This window comes from Streptomyces sp. NPDC096176 (genome assembly GCF_044763255.1).
In the GTDB taxonomy this organism is placed as follows: Bacteria; Actinomycetota; Actinomycetes; order Streptomycetales; family Streptomycetaceae; genus Streptomyces.
Window position 1 is genome coordinate 194,729 of record NZ_JBIWFV010000007.1, and the last position, 18,163, is coordinate 212,891.

Here is an 18,163-nt window from a genome sequence, read left to right on the forward strand (position 1 = left end):
TGGACAAACAGCTGCATACCCTCATGGGCAGGGGCGGCTCACACCTGCCCGGTTGGACCTGAATGGCCCGTCCCCGAGCCCCAGACCTGATGGGTACTCACGTCGCCGTGCCGGGGCTTCCTTCGTTCGGGGCGGCGGTCGGTGGTCTGAGGGCCGCGTAGAGCCCGGCGCATGCCGCGAGCGCCGTCACGCATCCGGCGAAGACCAGCCCCGCTGTCCGCAGCCCCCACTCCTGTGCCAGGGCGCCCACGCCGACCACGGGAAGCGAGATGCCGGTGTAGGCGACGACGAAGAACGCCGAGATCGTGCCGCCGCGGTGCTCCGCCGGTGCCGCGTTGCCGACGAGCGAGAGTGCCGCGCGGAACGCCAGGCCCTGGCCCGTTCCCCCGCAGATCGCGCCCGCCACGAGGAGGGGCAGCGACTCCGTCAGCAAGGACGCGGCGACCACCAGAAGGCCGACGACGAGCACGCCGCAGCCTGCCGGGAGCGCACGCCGGGCGCCGACACGTCCGCTCAGGGTCTGTCCTGCGATGGAGGCGAGGAACACGGAGAACACCACCAGCCCCGAGACGGCGAGGTTGTGCACGTCCAGCGTCCTGGCGACGAAGCTGGGGGCGACGGCCGTGAACAGGCCCAGTAGCGCGAAACCGGCGAAGGCCGCCACGGACGCGGGCACGAACACCCCCTTCACCTCGTCCGGCACGGTGACGCCCTGCGGCTTCAGCCGCGGCCACCGCTTCGGCTGCTCCACGGTCTCCGGCAGGACGAGGACGAGCAGGGTCGCCACGGAGAGCAGGGCGAGGTGGACCAGGAAGGTCAGCGCGAGGGGCCACGCGGCGTACTGTGCGAGGAATCCGGCCAGCAGCGGCCCACAACCGAGGCCGCCCATGTTCGCCGCGGTGGCCGCGAACCCGGCTCGCGCCTTCTGCCCCGGCCCGGCCAGCTCGATGACGGCCGCCGTGGCCGCACCGCTCAGCAGTCCGGCCGCGAAACCGGAGAACAACCGGCCGGCGAAGAGCAGGGGCAGGCCGTCCTCCAGAAGGAAACATGCGGCGCTCGCTGCCGAGAACCCCATCGCACACAGCAGCACGGGGCGGCGCCCCACTTCGTCGGAGTAGTTGCCCGCCACCAGCAGCACGGTGATGACGGCGACGGCATACACGGCGAAGACCACAGTCACCATCAGCTCCGTGAAGCCGATCTCCTGCTGGTAGAGCCCGTAGAGCGGGGTGGGCAGCGTCGTCCCGGCCATGCCGATGGCGAAGACCAGGGCGGCCGCCACGTAGCCGGGACGTCGGCCTGCGCCACTGCGAACGATCATGCAGGCAGCCTACGAGCACGGCCCTGCGCCGCGGTCGGCACCGCGCGGGGGCCGTGCCGCGACCCCGCGGACACGATCTACGCGTGGAGGAGCAGGTGGGAGAGACGCCGACCGTGCGGGTGAGCCGGATATTCACCAACCAGGTCTTGGTGTCCAGGTCGACCGGCTGAGGTCGCACGGCCGGCCGGCCCGGAAGTCGAAGCAGAGACATCGCCGGGCCTCTTGCGTCACATAGCAAGCGCTTACATGCTGCCTCACGCGTACCGATCGACAGCACCGCCGACCGCATCCGAAGGGAACCAGCAGTGAATCCCACCCACATGCGTCCGGGCAGACGCTTCCTTCTCGCGGCGGGCGCGGCAGGCGCGGCCGCCGCGCTCCTCCCCACAGCGGCCGGGGTCGGCGCGGCGTATACGGCCACCGCGGCAGAGCCCGGCGATCCGTACGACGCGCTGCTCGACCGCACCGCGCGGCAGTTGGCCGGCGGCGACTTCGACCCGGGCGACCCCGACTTCGCCACCGCGCTGGCCGCCCTGGACTCCACCGCCGGAGATCTGTGGACGCGGCTCGACCGCTCCGCGTCCCGTAGCGCGCTGTGGTCGGACCTCTCCCCCGTGACCGATCCGGGGAACTTCGGCCAGAGCTATACCCGGTTGCGTACTCTCGCCACGGCCTGGACCACCCCCGGCACCTCCTTCACCGGCTCGGCGGAACTGTCCTCCGCCCTGGTCGCCGCTCTGCGTTTCCTCCACGACCGCGCCTACAACGCGACGGCTCGGGAAAGCGGGAACTGGTGGTTCTGGGAGATCGGCTCCCCCCGCGCCCTGATGGACTGCTGTGTGCTGTTGCGCACCGTCGTCCCGGCCGCCGACCTTGCCCTGTACCTGCGGACGGTCGACACGTTCGTCCCTACGCCCGATCGCCGGACCAACTCCCCTGCGCTCTCCGAGACCGGTGCGAACCGGTCCGACAAGTGCGTGATCGTCGCGCTGCGCGGGCTGCTCGGGCGGGACGGCGGGAAGATTTCGCTGGCCCGCGACGGACTGTCCGACACCAGGGACTCGGGGCGCAACAGCCTGTTCCGGTACGTGACGTCGGGGGACGGCTTCTACGAGGACGGCTCCTTCGTCCAGCACGGCGCAGTGGCGTACACGGGATCGTACGGAGCGGTGCTGCTCGGCGGCGCCGCGCAGATGATCGCGCTGCTCGCCGGGTCCGCCTGGGCGGTCACCGATCCGAAGGTCTCCGTGGTCTACGAAGCGGTGGACCGCTGTTTCGCGCCGGTGATCTTCGACGGCCTGATGATGGACGCGCTGCGCGGACGGGCGATCTCCCGCGAACGCTCCGTCGACCACGACGGCGGTGCGGATGTCATCTCCAGCATCCTGCTCCTGGCCGAGGGTGCACCCGCCGCCTACGCCGAGAAGTGGCGCGCGACGGTGAAGGGCTGGATCGCACGGAACCGGACGGACCGGTATCTCGCCCGGGTGGGGATCGCCCAAGTCGCCCGCTCCAAAACGCTGCTGGCCGACGACAGCGTACGTCCTGCGGGCCGGGCTACGGGTCACACCGTCTTCGCCGACATGGACCGTGTGGTGCACCGGCGGCCGGGCTGGGCGTTCGCGCTGTCTCTGTCCTCCCGGCGGATCGCGGGGTACGAGGCGGGCAACGGCGAGAACCTGCACGGCTGGTACACCGGTGACGGCATGACGTATCTCTACGACGCGGACGACCTCAGCCAGTTCGGGGACGCGTTCTGGCCGACCGTCGACCCGTACCGCCTGCCGGGGACGACCGTGGACACCCGGCCGCGCGCCGACGCCGGCACCGGTGCCGGTACCAGCCTCTACCGGCCCACGAACGTGGTGGCGGGCGGTGCCGCGCTGGGCGGCCGCTTCGGGGTGTCCGCCATGGAACTGATCGCGGCCGGCAGCACCCTGCGGGCGAGGAAGGCGTGGTTCTTCCTGGACAACGCTGTGATCGCCCTCGGTGCAGGCATCTCCGCCGACGACGGCCGCACCATCGAGACTGTCGTCGAGAACCGCAATCTGCATGAGGCCGGCGAACAGCGGCTGCTGATCGACGGCCGTCCGCAGCCGGGCACCCAGGGCTGGTCGCAGGCGTTCGGCCGAGCCGGCTGGGCGCATCTCGAAGGAGTCGGCGGCTATGTCTTCCCCGACGGCACAGCGCTGCGCGCTCTGCGCGAGGAGCGCACGGGCGCCTGGCGGATCATCAATGTCGGGGCCGACACAGGGGGCAGTGCCAATCCCGTCACCCGCCGGTACCTGACCCTCTGGTTGGACCACGGGACCACACCCGCCGACGCCACCTACGCCTACGTCCTGCTGCCCGGCGCCTCCCCCGCCTCCACCGCCGCCTGGCGGAGGTCGCGGCCGGTTCGGATCGTGTTCAACTCGGTCGGGGCGCAGGCCGTCGAGGTCCGCCGGGACGGGTTGACAGCGGCGCACTTCTGGCAGGCGGGCACCGCCGCGGGCATCACCGCCGACGGACCGGCCTCGGTGCTCGTGACCCGCAGGGACGAAGGCGTCTCGGTCGCGGTGGCCGATCCCGGCCGTACCGGCGACACGGTCACCGTACGGCTGCCCTATCCCGTGTTCTCCGTGATCCGTGCCGACGACACGGTGACGGTGGCTCCGGGGCGCCGCCCCGAACTCACCGTCGCCGTCGGTGGCTCCCGCGGGCGCACCCACCACGCCGAACTGGCCTGATCCCGGGGGAACCCGCCATGCCCGGCTCCCGCCCGTTCACGTCAGCTGAGGACCTCCAGCAGGCGTGCCACCTCCGCGGCGACGGCGTCACGGGCGGGGCCGAGGTACTTGCGGGGGTCGGCGGTCTCGGGGTGGGCGTCGAGGTAGGTGCGCGCGGCGTGGGTGAACGCCTTGTTGAGGTGAGTGGAGATGTTGACCTTCGTCATGCCGGCCTCGATCGCCTTGATGAGCCCGGCGTCACCGACGCCCGACGAGCCGTGCAGCACGAGCGGGACGCTCACGGCGTCCCGCAGGCGCGAGATGAGCGCGAAGTCGAGTACCGCGTCCCGGGTGAGCATGGCGTGGGAGCTGCCCACGGCCACGGCAAGCGCGTCGACGCCCGTGGCGGCGACGAACGCCTGCGCCTCGTCGGGGTCGGTGCGCACGCCGGGGGCATGGGCGCCGTCCTTGCCGCCGACCTCGCCCAGCTCGGCCTCCACGTAGACGTTCCTCGCGTGGCAGTAGGCGGTGATCTCGCGCGTGGCCGCCACGTTCTCGTCGTAACGGAGCTTGGAGGCGTCGAACATGACCGAGGTGAAGCCGAGTTCGACGGCCTGCCGCACCAGGTCGGCGGACTCGGCGTGGTCGAGGTGGACCGCGACGGGAGCGCTCGACGCGCGGGCGACGGCGAGCGTCGCCAGTGCGATCGGTTCGAGTGACCGGTGGTAGCGGGCGGTGTTCTGGCTGATCTGCAGGATCACGGGCCGGGCCGCGGTCTCCGCCCCGGCGACGATGGCCTCGGCGTGCTCGAGCTGCACGACGTTGAACGCCCCCACGCCCCCACCCCCTTCGGCTGCGGAACGGACGATGTCGTCAGTCGGCGAGAGGGGCATGGGGTACCTCCACGGATTCGGTCGTACGGAAGGGGTGGTGGGTGCCGGGGTCGATGTCTCCGGCCGCGGCACTGGGGACGGCGGCCGCGTCAGCGCCACGGGCCTCGCAGGGCACTCGGCGCCGGACGGCGCAGAGGCACCGGCCCGACCGCGCCGCGGTCCAGGAGCGCGCCCGTCGTCCCGGTGCCGGCGACGTCCGGCGCGATCACGCCCCTGGGGTCGTCGTCATGGTCCTCAGGCATGGCTGTTCTCGAGGACGACGGACCGGGTGAGGTTGCGCGGCCGGTCGGGGTTGTGTCCGCGGGACTCCGCGAGCACGACCGCGAGGCGCTGGGCGCGGACAAGGTCGGCGAGCGGATCCAGGTCGCCTGCGGCGTTCTGCGACTCGGCGACGAGCGTGCCGCCGACGCGTGCGACATCATCCGCGAGTCCCTGCGGAAGCGTGCCGAACGCCCAGGCCACACGACCGGGGCCGGTGATGCTGATGGGCCCGTGGCGGTACTCCATGGCCGGATAGGCCTCGGTCCAGGCGCCGGCGGCCTCGCGCATCTTCAGTCCGGCCTCCAGCGCCAGGCCGTAGGTCCAGCCGGTCCCCAGGAAGGTGAACTGCTCGGCGCCGCACACTGCGGCGTCGAGGGGCTCGTCGACGGCCCGCTCGGCGTCCTGGATCGCCTGGTCGAGGGGCCGCACCCCGCCCGGCAGAGCGCCCTCGGCCTCGAGGTGGGCGCGCAGCAGTGCGAGGTTCGCGGTGGCGAAACGCGTCTGGACCACGGACTCCTCGTCCGCGAAATCCAGTACGGCCACGGCGTCGGCCGTCTGCATGACCGGGGTCGCCGGGTCTGCGGTGATGGCTCCGGTGGAGACGGTGCCCTTCACCCGCCGGAGCAGGTCGAGGACTTCGGTGGTGGTGCCGGACCGGGTGATGGCGACGATCCGGTCGTAGCCGCGGCCGTGCGGGAACTCGGAGGCGGCGAAGGCGTCGGTTTCGCCGTGCCCACCGGTCTCGCGCAGGACGGCGTAGGACTGGGCCATGAACCAGGAGGTTCCGCAGCCGATCACGGCGACGCGTTCGCCCCGGCGGGGCAGGGCTGCGGTGTGCCGGGGCAGCGAGCGGGCCGCCTGCCGCCAGACGGCGGGCTGCGAGGCGATCTCGGCCGAGGTGCGGGAGGAGCTGGTGCTGGACAAAGTGTTGAACTCCTTGGGGATGGCTCTGACGTTGCGGCGCAGGAACCGGTCTACTTCACGGAGCCGGCGGTCGGTCCGGACACCACTTGGCGTTCGACGAAGGCGAACAGCACGCCCGTCGGGCCCGGTCCGTCGATCACGACTGCCCCCCGTTCGCTGCATGAAGCTGCGCAAACTGCGACCTTTTCAAGCAGTTGCGAGCATCACTCATGTCGCGCAGTATTCAGCAGCGACAAGGCCCCGGTCCAGGGGTCGTTACGCGAACGTTGCCGAGGCCGGCATGCAGCAGGCATGCGTGGATCTGCCTTCTGGTGCGGGACTACGATCACTTCCACGCATGCACCTGACCTCGCTGAGGCGCCCGCCCCCACGTCCCATAGCGTGACGAGAGCGCAGGACGATGCCCGAAGGAGTCCGACACATGTCCAAGCACGAGCGGTGGAGCAAGCTGCTGGAATTGCTGGCCGCCGAGGGCAGGCTGGACGTCGAGGAGACCGCGACGACACTCGAGGTCTCGCCGGCGACCATCCGGCGGGATCTCGACGAACTCGCCGAGCAGCAGATGCTCGTACGCACCCGGGGCGGCGCCATCGCCCATGGTGTCTCCTACGAACTGCCCCTGCGCTACAAGTCCTCACGGCACGCCTCCGAGAAGCAGCGCATCGCCGCGGCCGTCGCCGAGCTGATCGGCGAAGGAGAGGTCGTGGGTCTCAACGGAGGCACCACCACGACCGAGGTGGCGAGGGCGCTGGCGCTGCGCACGGGCGGCGGTCGACGTGATTCCCCGGAGACGTCGGGGCCCGCGCTCACCGTCGTCACCAACGCGCTCAACATCGCCGGCGAGCTCGCCGTGCGCCCCCAGATCAAGATCGTCGTCACCGGCGGTGTGGCACGCCCGCAGACGTACGAGCTGGTCGGACCGCTGACCGTGGGCGTGCTGAACGAGGTCGTGCTGGACGTCGCCGTGCTCGGTGTCGACGGCGTCGACCCTCAACTGGGCCTGATGACCCACCAGGAGGACGAGGCCGGCATCAGCCGGCTGTTCGCCGAGCGTGCGCGTCGGGTCGTGGTCGTCACCGACTCGTCCAAGATGGGCAAGCGCGCCTTCGCCCGGATCTGCGGGCTGGATCGCATCGACGTCCTGGTGACCGACTCCGCGCTCCCCTCCGACATGGCGGCGCGCCTGACGGAAGCGGGCATCAAGGTCATGGCGGTCTGAGTCGCCCTGCGAGGCACGCGGGAGCGGCGAGGCGGCGACGACCGGCGCCCCCGGACCGAGGAGCAGTCCGGGGGCGGTTGTCGCGGATCACGCTCGCGCGAACGGCATCAGGAGGCGATGGCCATGTCGAAGACATGGATGTTGCCGTTGCCCGGCAGTACCACGAAGTCGACCTGCTTGGTCGCGTCGAGCGGGATCGAGTGGGCGAACACGCGGTAGGCGATCCCCGCGTTTCCGTATCCGCTGGGACGGTTGCGGCCGTCGGACGACGCGACCAGCGTCGCACCGTGGGCGTCGGCGGGGTCGAACGACCAGTTGGGGAAGCCGAACGAACCCTTGGTCGACGTGCCGTCCTCGTAGTAGACGGTGGCGCTTCCCGTCGCGCCGCTTCCGACGCCAGAGCCCAGGAAGACGAGCTTGCTGCCCTGGCCTCTCAGAGCGACGGCCTGTCCGGCGCTCGACACGTTGTCCTTGGTGCCGCTCGGCACGTCCGGCCAGGTCAGCTTCGCGCCCAGGGCACTCACGGAAGCACCGCGGGTCAGTCCGACCGCCGCGAGCTTCTGTGCGGAGAAGCTGTTGCCCTCCCCGTCGTAGTCGCCCAACGCGGTGTTGCTCTCGTCGGTGATCGCGACGCTGTTGTAGGCGGCCGCGAGGTTCGCCACGGGCTCGCCCGTGCGCTGGGACCGGGTGCCGGTGGCCGACCCTGCGCCGTCACCACCCTTGTACGTCGCGGTGGCGGTGAACGTCCGGACGGTGAACCCCGGGCGCTGTTCCGGCACCTGGATCCTGAACTCGGTGTCGACGGCCTGGCCCTTGGCCAGGGCACCGTCCACGCTGCGCTCGGCCGGCTGCACGGCCCAGCCCACCGGTCCGGCGAACGACACCTTCACCGACCGCAACCTGTCGGGACCGGCATTCCTGACGGTCACCTTCACCGCCGAGATGGCCGGCCCCTCGAGGTCGACCGGCGATATGGTCACCTCCGTCCTGGCGGCGACGGGCGCCGGTTCCGGTTCGGCCGCGACCGCCTGCGCGGGGACGAGAAGTACCGCCCCTGCCGCGGCCGTGGCTCTGAGCGTCCTGATCAGTCGGGCTGGTCCCACTGTCCGTCTCCTTCGCGAAAGGGCTGGGTCGTCAGGTGACCGGGGGCATCTCGGACGTACGCGAGTCCAGGCCCATCCGCAGGTTGACCCAAGAGCCCCGGGTGAAGTCGGGGATCCCGACCGGACGGCCGCCGGCGGCGAGGGACTTGACGCTGAGCGGCACAGGAGAGCACCACGCGGCCGAGTCGTAGACGTCGATGTCCGGGACCTGGCCGGAGCGCATCAGCTGGACGGTGCGCCACTGCAGGACGTAGTCCATGCCGCCGTGGCCGCCGTTGTTGGCCGCGTCGTCACCGATCTTCTCCCACAGCCAGTGGTCGAACTCCTTGCGGTAGGTGTCGAAGTCGCGCCAGGCGTGACCGCTGTGGTCCGGCTCGACGTAGACGCGGCCGCCGGTCGTGGAGGTGCCCGCGTAGTCCTCGAAGATGCCGCGGCTTCCGGCGAGGCTGTTGATACGGCTGTACGGGCGCGGCGAGCTGACGTCGTGCTCGGCACGGATGACCCGGCCCTTGGCGGTGTCGATCATGCAGGTGACGAGGTCGCCGTTGATGTAGGTCTCCTTCCACGACGGGTGCGACTTCGGCACGAAGCGCTCGCGGTAGTCGGCGAGACCCTTCGGCTCAGTGGCGGTGGCCCGCAGCACCGTCATCCGGTCGCCTCGGTTGATGTCCATCGCGGCGGCGATCGGCGCCAGCCCGTGCATGGGGTAGAAGGACGCGGTGCTGCGGGTGTGCCAGAGCCGGCGCCAGGCGTCGGTGTAGTACGTGTCCGAGAACAGCAGCGCGCGCAGGTCGTGCAGATAGCCGCCGTGGCCGTTGGTGACATCGCCGAACAGGCCCTCGTGCGCCATCTTGAGCATCGCGAGCTCGTTGCGGCCGTAGCTGCAGTTCTCGGCAAGCATGAGATGACGGCGTGTGCGCTCGGAGGTGTCGACGAGGTCCCACAGCTCGTCGAGCTCGGTGGCGACGGGCAGTTCGACGATGACGTGCTTGCCCGCCAGCATCGCGGCCCGGCCCTGCTGGTAGTGGAACTCCCAGGGCGTGGCGATGTAGACGAGGTCGATGTCGTCCCGCTTCAGCATCTGCGCGAACGACTCGTCGGAGCCGCCGTACTCCGCGGGGCGCGGCTTGCCCTTGGCGACGAGCCGGTCCGCGGTGCGCTTGGCGCGGTCGGCCCTGATGTCGCAGACCGCGGTGACCGTACAGCCGGGGACGGCGGACCAGCCCTCGGACATGCCCGAACCCCGGTTGCCGAGACCGATGACGCCGACGCGGACGGTCCGGTACGCGTCGTACGGCACGTTGATCATGGACTTCTGGCCGGGCCTGCGCCGCGGCGCGGAGGCCGGCGCGGCACCGCTCTGGGCCACCGTGCCGGCCTGGGCTGCGCCGGCGCCGGCTGCGAGCGTCGCCCCGGTGGCCAGAGCTCCTCCCAGAAGCAGACGGCGTGATACTGCGGGGATTTCGGGCATGAGGGAACGCTCCTCGGTCCGTGATCGGCATCACTGGCGGTCAAGACTCTGGCGGGGTGGGCGCTGACATGTCAATAGATGTTCATTAGGCCCGCGTTACGAACAAGAACAAGCATCACTCGCCCGAGGGCCGAGCGCCCGGCGCGCCGTGGAGCCGCGGCCCCAGGGACGACTGGCACGGGCAGGACCGACCGCCATGACGCCCCCTCAACTTTGTTCAACAACAGACGAAGTCGCCCCGAGGCGCCATCACTCCCCCACCCTCCGGACGAAGTTTGTACTCAGTGATGACGAAGTATGGACACCGTGAACAAGAGCCTCCTAGGGTGTGCGACGCACTCGTCCGAGCCTCAGGTTTCCGCAAACCGCGTACCGACTCCGTCCTCAGCACCGCCGCCGACGTCGTACGTGTGATCGCACCCGGCCGCAAGGAGTGCGAGAGCGGCACCGACGCTCCCGGCGACGGCCTGGTCAACCCCTCCGTCGCGATCAACTACGGCGGCGCGACGACCGACCCGCAGCCCGCTAAGAACCGCGGCACCACCATCCAGGTGAACAGGAAGACCGGCAAGGTCTCCTACGTCGCGGGCGGCCTGCGCACCCCCGACGGCATCGGGTGGGGACCCGGCGGCGATCGGGTCGTTCCTTGCGGACGCGCGGCCCTGCTGCATCTGTGCGGCGTACGCGGCTGAGCCGATTCGGGCAACCGCTCAGGTGTTCAGGGGGATATCGCGTCTTCGCTGAGGTGACCACCGCAGAAACCTCCGCGAAAACCGCAGAGACCACAGACACCGTAGACGCCACTGGCCTCGAGAAGCCGCCCGTCAGAATGCCCTTCCGTGAGACCTGGCGGGCGTTGTACGCGCATTTCCGCCCGCACCGCTGGGTCGTCGCTCTCGGCGCCGCCCTGACCCTTGTCGGCACGGTCACCGGTCTTGCCCAGCCGCTCGCCGCCAAGACCCTGGTCGACCGGCTCGGCGACGATCAGTCCATCACCGGGATCCTGGCGCTGCTCACCGCGCTGGTGGTGTTCGGCACCGCAATCGAGGCCGTCGGCGCGTACATCCTGGAGCGCACCGCCGAGTCCGTGGTGCTGGCCGCTCGCCGCAGCCTGATCGGACGACTACTGCGGCTGCGGCTGCCGGAGGTGGAGCGGACCCAGCCCGGCGATCTGATGTCCCGGGTTACCTCCGACACCACTCTGCTGCGTGCGGTGACCACCCAGTCGATCGTCTCGGCGGCGACCGGCGGGCTCGCCTTCGTCGCCACGATCGTGATGATGGGCCTGATGGACCCGGTGCTGCTCGGTGTGACGCTGGGCGTGATCGTGTTGGTCGGCGGCTGTGTCGGGCTGCTGATGCCGAAGATCGCGCAGGCGACACAGCGCTCGCAGGAGGCGGTCGGCGAGATCTCCACCGTGCTGGAGAGGGCCTTCGGGGCCTTCCGTACGGTCAAGGCATCGGGGGCCGAGGAGCGCGAGACGGCGGTCGTGTCGAGGGCGGCGCGGGAGGCGTGGCGGCACGGCATACGGTCCGCGAAGTGGCAGTCGGCGGCCTGGTCGTCGGTGGGCCTGGCCGTACAGGTGTCGTTCCTGGCGGTGCTGGGGATCGGCGGGGCGCGGGTCGCCTCCGGCGCGATCTCCGTATCCACGCTGGTGGCCTTTCTGCTCTTCCTCTTCTATCTGATCGACCCGGTGTCGAGGCTCGTGGAGGCGGCCTCGCAGTACCAGGTGGGCTCGGCGGCGATCGCGCGAATCGTGGAAGCGGAGCGGCTGGAAACGGAGACGCTGACGACGCCGCGGGGGGAGGCGGGCACAGGTCCGGCGTCGGTGGTTTTCGAGGACGTCACCTTCCGCTACCGCGACGATCTTCCGTACGTCCATCACGGAGTCTCCTTCGAGGTTCTCGGCGCCGGGATGACGGCTTTCGTCGGCCCGTCCGGGGCCGGCAAAACGACCGTCTTCGGGCTGATCGAGCGGTTCTACGAGGCGAGTGGCGGACGGATCCTCGTCGACGGCAAGGACGTACGGAACTGGCCGCTGGCCGATCTGCGCGCCGCGATCGGCTATGTCGAGCAGGACGCTCCGGTGCTGGCAGGGACAGTGCGGGAGAACCTGGTCTTTGCCGCGCCGGAGGCGAGCGAGGAACAGATCCGGGACGTGCTCGTACGCGCCAGGCTCGACGCGGTCGTGGAGCGTTTGCCGGACGGCCTGGAGACGGTGGTCGGGCACCGTGGCTCCAAACTCTCGGGCGGCGAGCGGCAGCGGGTCGCGATCGCCCGTGCGCTGCTGCGGCGGCCACGGCTGCTCCTCCTGGACGAGGCGACCTCGCAACTGGACGCGGTCAATGAGATGGCGCTGCGCGACGTGGTCGCGGAGGTGGCCCGGGATGTGACGGTGCTCGTGGTGGCCCACCGGCTGTCGACGGTGACGCTGGCGGACCAGATCGTGGTGATGGACTCGGGGAAGGTACGGGCGGTGGGCACGCACGGCGAGCTGGTGGCGGCGGATCCGCTGTATGGGGAGCTGGCGGCGACTCAGTTCCTGGCGTCGGCCCCCTGATCGGATGCGCAACGCAGGCCAGGCCCTGGGGACGACGGCTTGAGTGCGGGGACGCCCGGGAGCCGGCCCGGGCGGACCCGGTGCGTGCCCCGCTACCCCCTTCGAAAACCGCAAGTCGGCGAAGTCGCGCACGAACCGGCGGACCGGTCCCTTGTCACGGGCAGGCAGATAGCGCTCGGCGCCACTGGCGAGAGCCTCCGGCTGCCTGTAAGGAATGCGATTGCCGGTGCGCATGACCTGCAATTCGCCAGGGGCACGTACATGGCAAATCACCCTGCCGTGTGTTCGGACCGGAAGCCGCCGTTCGGATCACCGGAGGCGGCTCTTCCGGTGATTGCCGGAGCCTCGCGAGCAAGGTGCCTGCGCTGCGGGTACGGAGTCTCGGACGACGAATCCGGAACCTCGCGTGAGGAGATCGGCGATGTATGCAGCAGTCCGGATGTACGAAGGGGTGACCGATCCGGCCGAGGCGGGACGTCTCGTGAACGAGGGGTTCGTGCCGCTCATGCGCCAGGTCCCCGGCTTCGTGGCCTACTACTGGGTCGATGCGGGGAACGGAGTGATGGTTTCCACGAGCGTCTTCCAGGACCAGGCAGGTGCCGAGGAATCAGTCTTGAGGGCGGCGGGCTTCGTGCGGGAGAACCTCGCATCACTGCTCCCGAACCCTCCCCAGGTCATGGCCGGGAAGGTTGTGGCTACCGCATAACCTCAAGCCTGTACCTGCTCCGGCCGCACGCGTCGCAGTGAAACGGGACCCCGGACTCAAGGCGTCCGCTCACCGAGGACTTCGGGATTGCGTACTGACTGGGTCCATCAGGCGGCGAAGGATGCCGGAAGGTCCTTGTTTGGACTGGGCGATCTCAGTACAGAGCCGGAGCCGTGCTCGGCGCCCCGACGGGCGATGAGCGGTTTCACGCCGAGGCCCCAGACCAGGCGGCGGTACTTGTCGTGGTGGTGGCCGCGGTCGGGCCAGCACCACGTCGGGGCGGCGCCGGGGCCGACCTCGCTTGCCCGGCACCGGTGGCACCGCATCGAGGAGCGGGGTCAGCTGAGTGACGTCATTGCGGTTGCCGCTGGTCAAGATGACGGCGAGCGGGATGCCGGTGGCGTCGGTGATCAGGTGATGCTTGCTGCCCGTCCTGCCCCGGTCGACAGGACTTCGTCCCGTCTTGGATCCCCCGGCTACGTCGAGGACTTCCTCGGCGAGACGATCGGGAGCAAGCAGCGCGACATTGTGGACACGGTCCGTTTCACAAGCGGATCGCAGCCCCCGCCGGGCGGCGTGCCGTCGCCCTGACCGGATCGCTGGACGCGGCCGCACGCCGCCCCGCGACCGCGCTCGAACCCGTATCAGCCGGTCAGGGACAAGGGGCACGGTATGGGAGTTCGGGGAGGTAGAACTTCCATTGAAATGGAGTGAGCGTCTCGGTGGTCGCGCAGATGTGCTCCACGGCCTTATCGGTGCTGAGTAGCCATGCCTTGATCGTCCTGTCAACACTCGCGCTGATCAGCGTCATGCCGTCGGGGCTGAACTCAATCGACTTAACGGTGCCGGTGTGGCCGGCCAAGGGGCGACCCCAGGGCTCTGGGTGGGCCCGGTCACTGATATCCCACAATCTCACCCAGGTGTCCGCTCCTGCACTGGCCAAGGTGCGCCCGTCCGGGCTGAATGCCATGGCGTGGATCGGCCCGACATGACCGACCAGCGGCTGCCCCAACGGTGTGACCCGCCCAGGATCCGTGAGGTCCCACAAGCGCACCGTCTGGTCGGCCCCGGTGCTGGCCAAGGTGCGCCCGTCCGGGCTGAACAGTGCTGTGGAGACCGTCTGGGAGTGGCCGGTCAGTGGGGACCCCAAAGGTGTCGGACGAGCCGGATCCGTGATGTTCCACAGGCGAATAGTCGTGGCTACGCTGGTAGTGGCCAGGATGCGCCCGTCCGGACTGAACGCCACATGGGTGTTTTCAGAGGCGTCGGGCTGCAGAGGGCCGCCCAGTGCAGTGGGGTGCAAGGGGTCGGTGAGGTCCCACAACCGCACCGTATGGTCGGCTCCTCCGCTGGCCAGGATCCGGCCATCCGGCGTGAACGCCAGATCGCCCACCGTGCCTGTATGGCCGGTCAGCGGCGACCCAAGTGGGCGAGGCCGGCCCGGATCGGTGACGTTCCACAGGCGAATGGTCTTGTCGGCTCCTGCACTGGCCAGCGTGCGTCCATCAGGGCTGAACACCGCGGAGGAGACCAAGTTGCTGTGTGCGGTCAGCGGCGACCCAAGTGGATGAGGCCGGCCCGGATCGCTGACGTTCCACAGGCGAATGGTCTTGTCGCCTCCTGCACTGGCCAGCGTGCGTCCATCAGGGCTGAACACCGCGGAGAAGGCGATTCCGCGGTGGCCAGTCAGGAGTGTGCCCGGGCGATGCCACAGCCGTGCACTGCCATCTCGTCCGCCGCTGGCCAGAGTGCGTCCGTCGGGGCTGAAGGCCACGGCTTGGACCTGGCCGTTGTGGCCGCTCAGGGGATACCCGAGGGCGGAGGCATTGGCGCGGTCGGTGATGTTCCACAGGCGGACCGTGTTGTCCATCCCTGCGCTGGCCAGCAGGTGCCCGTCGCGGCTGAACGCCACCGCATGCACCGTGCCGGTGTGGCCGCCGAGGCCCTGTCCCACCGGAGCGGGGTGGGCGGGATCTTGAACGTCCCACAGATGGATGGCCTGATCGGTTCCGGCGCTGGCCAGGGTGCGTCCGTCGGGGCTGAACGCCACCGTGTACACGGACATCTTGTGGCCTCTCAACGGTTGCCCGAGCGCATGTGCCTGGGTCCCGGGGGTGATGCGCCACAGGCGCACCGTCGAGTCGCGGCCGGCGCTGGCCAGCGTCCGCCCGTCAGGACTGAACGCCACTGCGAAGACGCCGTTGGTGTGTCCGGTGAGCGGCTGCCCCAGCGGTGTCGCGTGGTCGGGATCGGCGATGTTCCACAGGCGCACTGTCTTGTCGAGGCCGGCGCTGGCCAGCGTGCGCCCGTCAGGACTGAACGCCACTGCCAGCGCGGGCCCAGTGCGGTCGGTCAGGGGTCGCCCCCGTGAGGTGGGACGGGCTGGATCGCCGACGTTCCAGAGGCGCACCGTCTTGTCGAGGCCGGCGCTGGCCAGCGTACGACCGTCTGGACTGAACGCCAGTGACTGGATCCAACTACCGTGTCCGGTAAGCGGCTGCCCCAGCGGGCTGGGGCGACGACGATCGCTGAGATTCCATAGCCGGACCGTCTTGTCGTCGCCCGCAGTGGCGAGGGTGCGCCCATCAGGGCTGTAGGCGACCGAGTAGACAGTTCCCGCATGTCCCCATAAGGGCTTGGACAGGATGCCGTTTGCGATGTTGACCAGTCGTGAGCGGAGTTCCGGGGTCTGCCGCATGCGATAGGCGGTGACATCGAGTTGGGCGGCCAGCGAGGCGTTCACACCGCGCACGTTGTCCGCTTGGGCCTCAAGTCGGTTGAAGATGGCTGTATCACGCTCTGCGCGTGCGGCGGCTCGCTGCTGGAACGCGACGACGGCGGCTCCGGAGGCAGCCAGCATCAGCACCGACAGGACCACGACGATGGCGCGGCGCAACCACGTCGTACGTGAGTTCCGCCGTCGGCTCGCGGCCAGGAATGCCTGCTCGTCGGCGCTGAGCCGGGCGTCCTCCGCGGAGGCTTTCGCGATCTCCAGTCGGGGGCCTCCGTAGAGCCGGGAGTTGTCACGGCGGCGAGCCTCGATCCATTCGGCCGTGTCGCGGCGCAGGCGCTGCCGGTGCAGCAGGCGCTCGCGGTCCTCCGCGATCCAGTCGACGAGCTGGGGCCACGCTTCCAGCAGCGCCTCGTGGGAGAGCTGGACGATGTCTCTGCCGGTGGCGGATTCCCGGCCGGCGGTGACCAGCCGGCTCTGGATGAGTTTGTCGAGGACCCCGGCCGCGCGTCCGTCGAGCGAGAGATCTGCCCTATGGGCCACGCGCCGGGTGTCTTCCGTCATGTCCTCGGTGACGTTGACGAGGTCGAGAAGGATGCGACGGGCTTCGAGCTGTCCAGCCTCGTCCAGAGCGGCGTAGAGCTCATCCGCTGTGGTCGCGATGGCTCCCTCCACCCGCCCGATGGCCAGGTAGTGCGCAACGCTCAACTGCCCCCCCACGCGCCGTTGCCAGGTCGACAGCAACGCGTGGGACAGCAAGGGCAGAGCGGAGCTACGGCGACGGGCTGCGGGGTGGCTGTCCAGATCGTGCAAGATCACGTCGACGAGTGCGGGGTCGACGGCGAGCCCGGCTTCCTCGGCGGGTTTGGTGATGACCAGGCGCAGTTGTTCCTGTGTCATCGGATGGACGAACAGTCCGCCGCGGACGGCGTCTTTCAGCGGGGGCAGGTCGAAGCAAGCGCCGTAGAAGTCCGAACGTACGCCGATGGCGACGAGGGCCTGGCCAGGAGCCGCAAGAGCGGCCAGGGTGCGCGCGTAGCGGAGGTGTAAGTCTGGGTCGGGATGGAGCGCGAAGAGCTCCTCGAACTGGTCCACGACGACGACGGCTCGTTGGTGGGGCAGCCGGGCGAGGGCTTGGCAGGGGTTGGACCCTTGGAGGAGGGCCCGCAGGGTTTCCGGGTCCACTCCGGCGTGCGAGGCCAAGCCAGCGGCCAGTGCGCCCATCGGGTCACTGCCGGGGGTGACGAAGATCTGTGCCCAGTTCGCTGCGTGCTGTAGACCGAGGCCTCCGCGCGATATCTGTGACAGTAGCCCAGCCTGGAGGAGGGAGGACTTGCCCACCCCGGACGCCCCGGTGACCACCAGTGGCCCCGGCAGCGGTCCCCCAGGTCCTGGAGGGGACATACGGGCCTTGGCAGCCCGCAGCAGTTCGTTGACCAGCTCCTCACGACCGAAGAACCGCTCCGCGTCGGCCGTTGTGTATGCCGGCAGCCCGAGGTACGGGCTTATGTGGTCCACTCCGGGCGACGGTTCCGGCCCGACGGGGGCTGGAGGCGGTACATAGGCACGGTTGGGAGCAAGTACGCGTTGTCCCGTGAGCCCTTGGAACCGCCGCAGCGGCGGCTTTCCCACGATCGAAAGCCGACGATGCAGGACATCCGCCACCCGGCTCAGAGTCAGACGCGGCGGTCCTTGGGGATCGCCCTCCTCGAGCAGGCGGATGAGCTCGCCGGTGAACAACGTGTGCCGGTCCCCGTCCGGGGCCAGTGCGACAGATTCCCCTGTGGCGGAGGTCAGAAGCAGCGTGTCACCGGGTGGGCGGAGTTCGGCCAGGCCGGAGAAGCAGCAATCCAGGACGACGACGATAGTCCGCGCCCGGCAGGTGCTGGAGAGGACGTCGTTGATCTCGGAGAAGGGGAGAGCCTGCTTGACCGCACGCTCTTTGGAGAGGTCCATCGTTGCCTGAGTGGCCAGATAAAGGTCTCCGCTGGGCGATCGAACCCCGTGTCCCACGTAGTAGAGGAGAAAGATGTCCTCGGCCTGTCCGGCCGACTCGCGGATCGCTTGCTCCACTACGTCCGGATCCGTCGGATCGTCGATCGTCCGCAATGCTTCCGAAGACAGGCCGCATCGCTGTGTGAGACACAGCTTGAGGTCGGCCACGGAGGTCGCGACCGCGGGCACGTCGGGGAGCGGGGACCCGGCCTGGTGATTGGCCGTGCCCACCAGCACGACCCGGGCGCCCGGCGACGACAGTACGAGCACC

12 protein-coding genes and 2 pseudogenes are annotated in these 18,163 nt (G+C 69.8%); 5 read left to right on the plus strand and 9 right to left on the minus strand.

Translation table 11 applies throughout. The features are described from left to right. Nucleotides 1-97: 97 nt before the first annotated feature. Nucleotides 98-1,321, minus strand: a complete 1,224-nt coding sequence (locus ACIQ7Q_RS21125; RefSeq protein ID WP_403864075.1) for an MFS transporter — start codon at nt 1,319-1,321, stop codon at nt 98-100. Nucleotides 1,322-1,641: 320 nt separating this feature from the next. On the opposite strand from ACIQ7Q_RS21125, the gene ACIQ7Q_RS21130 reads away from it, so the two are divergent. Continuing rightward, nucleotides 1,642-4,050, plus strand: coding sequence for a polysaccharide lyase 8 family protein (locus ACIQ7Q_RS21130; protein WP_403864798.1), 2,409 nt, complete (start codon nt 1,642-1,644; stop codon nt 4,048-4,050). A 41-nt stretch (nt 4,051-4,091) separates the two neighbouring features. On the opposite strand, the gene ACIQ7Q_RS21135 is transcribed toward ACIQ7Q_RS21130, so the two are convergent. The 3 genes from ACIQ7Q_RS21135 to ACIQ7Q_RS21145 all read right to left on the minus strand — a co-directional run bounded on the left by ACIQ7Q_RS21135 (nt 4,092) and on the right by ACIQ7Q_RS21145 (nt 6,107). Continuing rightward, nucleotides 4,092-4,922 (minus strand): ketose-bisphosphate aldolase, encoded by an 831-nt coding sequence (locus tag ACIQ7Q_RS21135; RefSeq protein WP_403864078.1) that lies wholly within the window; start codon nt 4,920-4,922, stop codon nt 4,092-4,094. Nucleotides 4,923-5,011: 89 nt separating this feature from the next. Beyond that, on the minus strand, nt 5,012-5,164 hold the full coding sequence (locus ACIQ7Q_RS21140) for a hypothetical protein (protein ID WP_403864081.1): 153 nt from the start codon (nt 5,162-5,164) through the stop codon (nt 5,012-5,014). Continuing rightward, nucleotides 5,157-6,107, minus strand: coding sequence for an SIS domain-containing protein (locus ACIQ7Q_RS21145; RefSeq protein WP_403864084.1), 951 nt, complete (start codon nt 6,105-6,107; stop codon nt 5,157-5,159). Before ACIQ7Q_RS21145 ends, ACIQ7Q_RS21140 begins: the two co-directional genes overlap by 8 nt. A 421-nt stretch (nt 6,108-6,528) precedes the next feature. On the opposite strand from ACIQ7Q_RS21145, the gene ACIQ7Q_RS21150 reads away from it, so the two are divergent. Next, nucleotides 6,529-7,326, plus strand: coding sequence for a DeoR/GlpR family DNA-binding transcription regulator (locus tag ACIQ7Q_RS21150; protein WP_403864087.1), 798 nt, complete (start codon nt 6,529-6,531; stop codon nt 7,324-7,326). Nucleotides 7,327-7,433: 107 nt separating this feature from the next. Here the strand turns inward: ACIQ7Q_RS21150 and ACIQ7Q_RS21155 are convergent, their stop codons facing one another. Together ACIQ7Q_RS21155 and ACIQ7Q_RS21160 are read right to left on the minus strand one after the other, a co-directional pair. Next, a complete protein-coding gene (locus ACIQ7Q_RS21155) occupies nt 7,434-8,429 on the minus strand; it encodes an NEW3 domain-containing protein (RefSeq protein WP_403864090.1) in 996 nt (331 codons plus the stop codon). 31 nt (nt 8,430-8,460) lie between these two features. Continuing rightward, the gene (locus ACIQ7Q_RS21160; protein ID WP_403864093.1) at nt 8,461-9,900 is read right to left on the minus strand and encodes a Gfo/Idh/MocA family protein; all 1,440 of its coding nucleotides are present in this window, start codon (nt 9,898-9,900) and stop codon (nt 8,461-8,463) included. A gap of 326 nt (nt 9,901-10,226) precedes the next feature. Here ACIQ7Q_RS21160 and ACIQ7Q_RS21165 point away from each other — a divergent pair, with 326 nt between their 5' ends. Further along, nucleotides 10,227-10,592 carry a hypothetical protein gene (locus tag ACIQ7Q_RS21165; RefSeq protein ID WP_403864831.1) on the plus strand — a complete coding sequence of 122 codons (366 nt, stop codon included), beginning with the start codon at nt 10,227-10,229 and terminating at the stop codon, nt 10,590-10,592. Between the two features lie 137 nt (nt 10,593-10,729). Beyond that, entirely contained in the window at nt 10,730-12,460 is a 1,731-nt protein-coding gene (locus ACIQ7Q_RS21170; protein ID WP_403864096.1) for an ABC transporter ATP-binding protein, read from the plus strand. A 102-nt stretch (nt 12,461-12,562) separates the two neighbouring features. On the opposite strand, the pseudogene ACIQ7Q_RS21175 reads toward ACIQ7Q_RS21170, so the two are convergent. Then, nucleotides 12,563-12,667 (minus strand): annotated as a pseudogene (locus ACIQ7Q_RS21175) (DUF3043 domain-containing protein); the annotation flags it as partial. Nucleotides 12,668-12,881: 214 nt separating this feature from the next. Between ACIQ7Q_RS21175 and ACIQ7Q_RS21180 the strand changes: the two are divergent. Further along, nucleotides 12,882-13,166 (plus strand): hypothetical protein, encoded by a 285-nt coding sequence (locus tag ACIQ7Q_RS21180; RefSeq protein ID WP_403864099.1) that lies wholly within the window; start codon nt 12,882-12,884, stop codon nt 13,164-13,166. Between the two features lie 164 nt (nt 13,167-13,330). Here ACIQ7Q_RS21180 and ACIQ7Q_RS21185 read toward each other — a convergent pair. Both ACIQ7Q_RS21185 and ACIQ7Q_RS21190 read right to left on the minus strand, forming a co-directional pair. Continuing rightward, nucleotides 13,331-13,637, minus strand: a pseudogene (locus tag ACIQ7Q_RS21185) (transposase); the annotation flags it as partial. A 181-nt stretch (nt 13,638-13,818) separates the two neighbouring features. Next, nucleotides 13,819-18,162, minus strand: coding sequence for a caspase family protein (locus ACIQ7Q_RS21190; RefSeq protein ID WP_403864102.1), 4,344 nt, complete (start codon nt 18,160-18,162; stop codon nt 13,819-13,821). Nucleotide 18,163 lies beyond the last annotated feature (1 nt).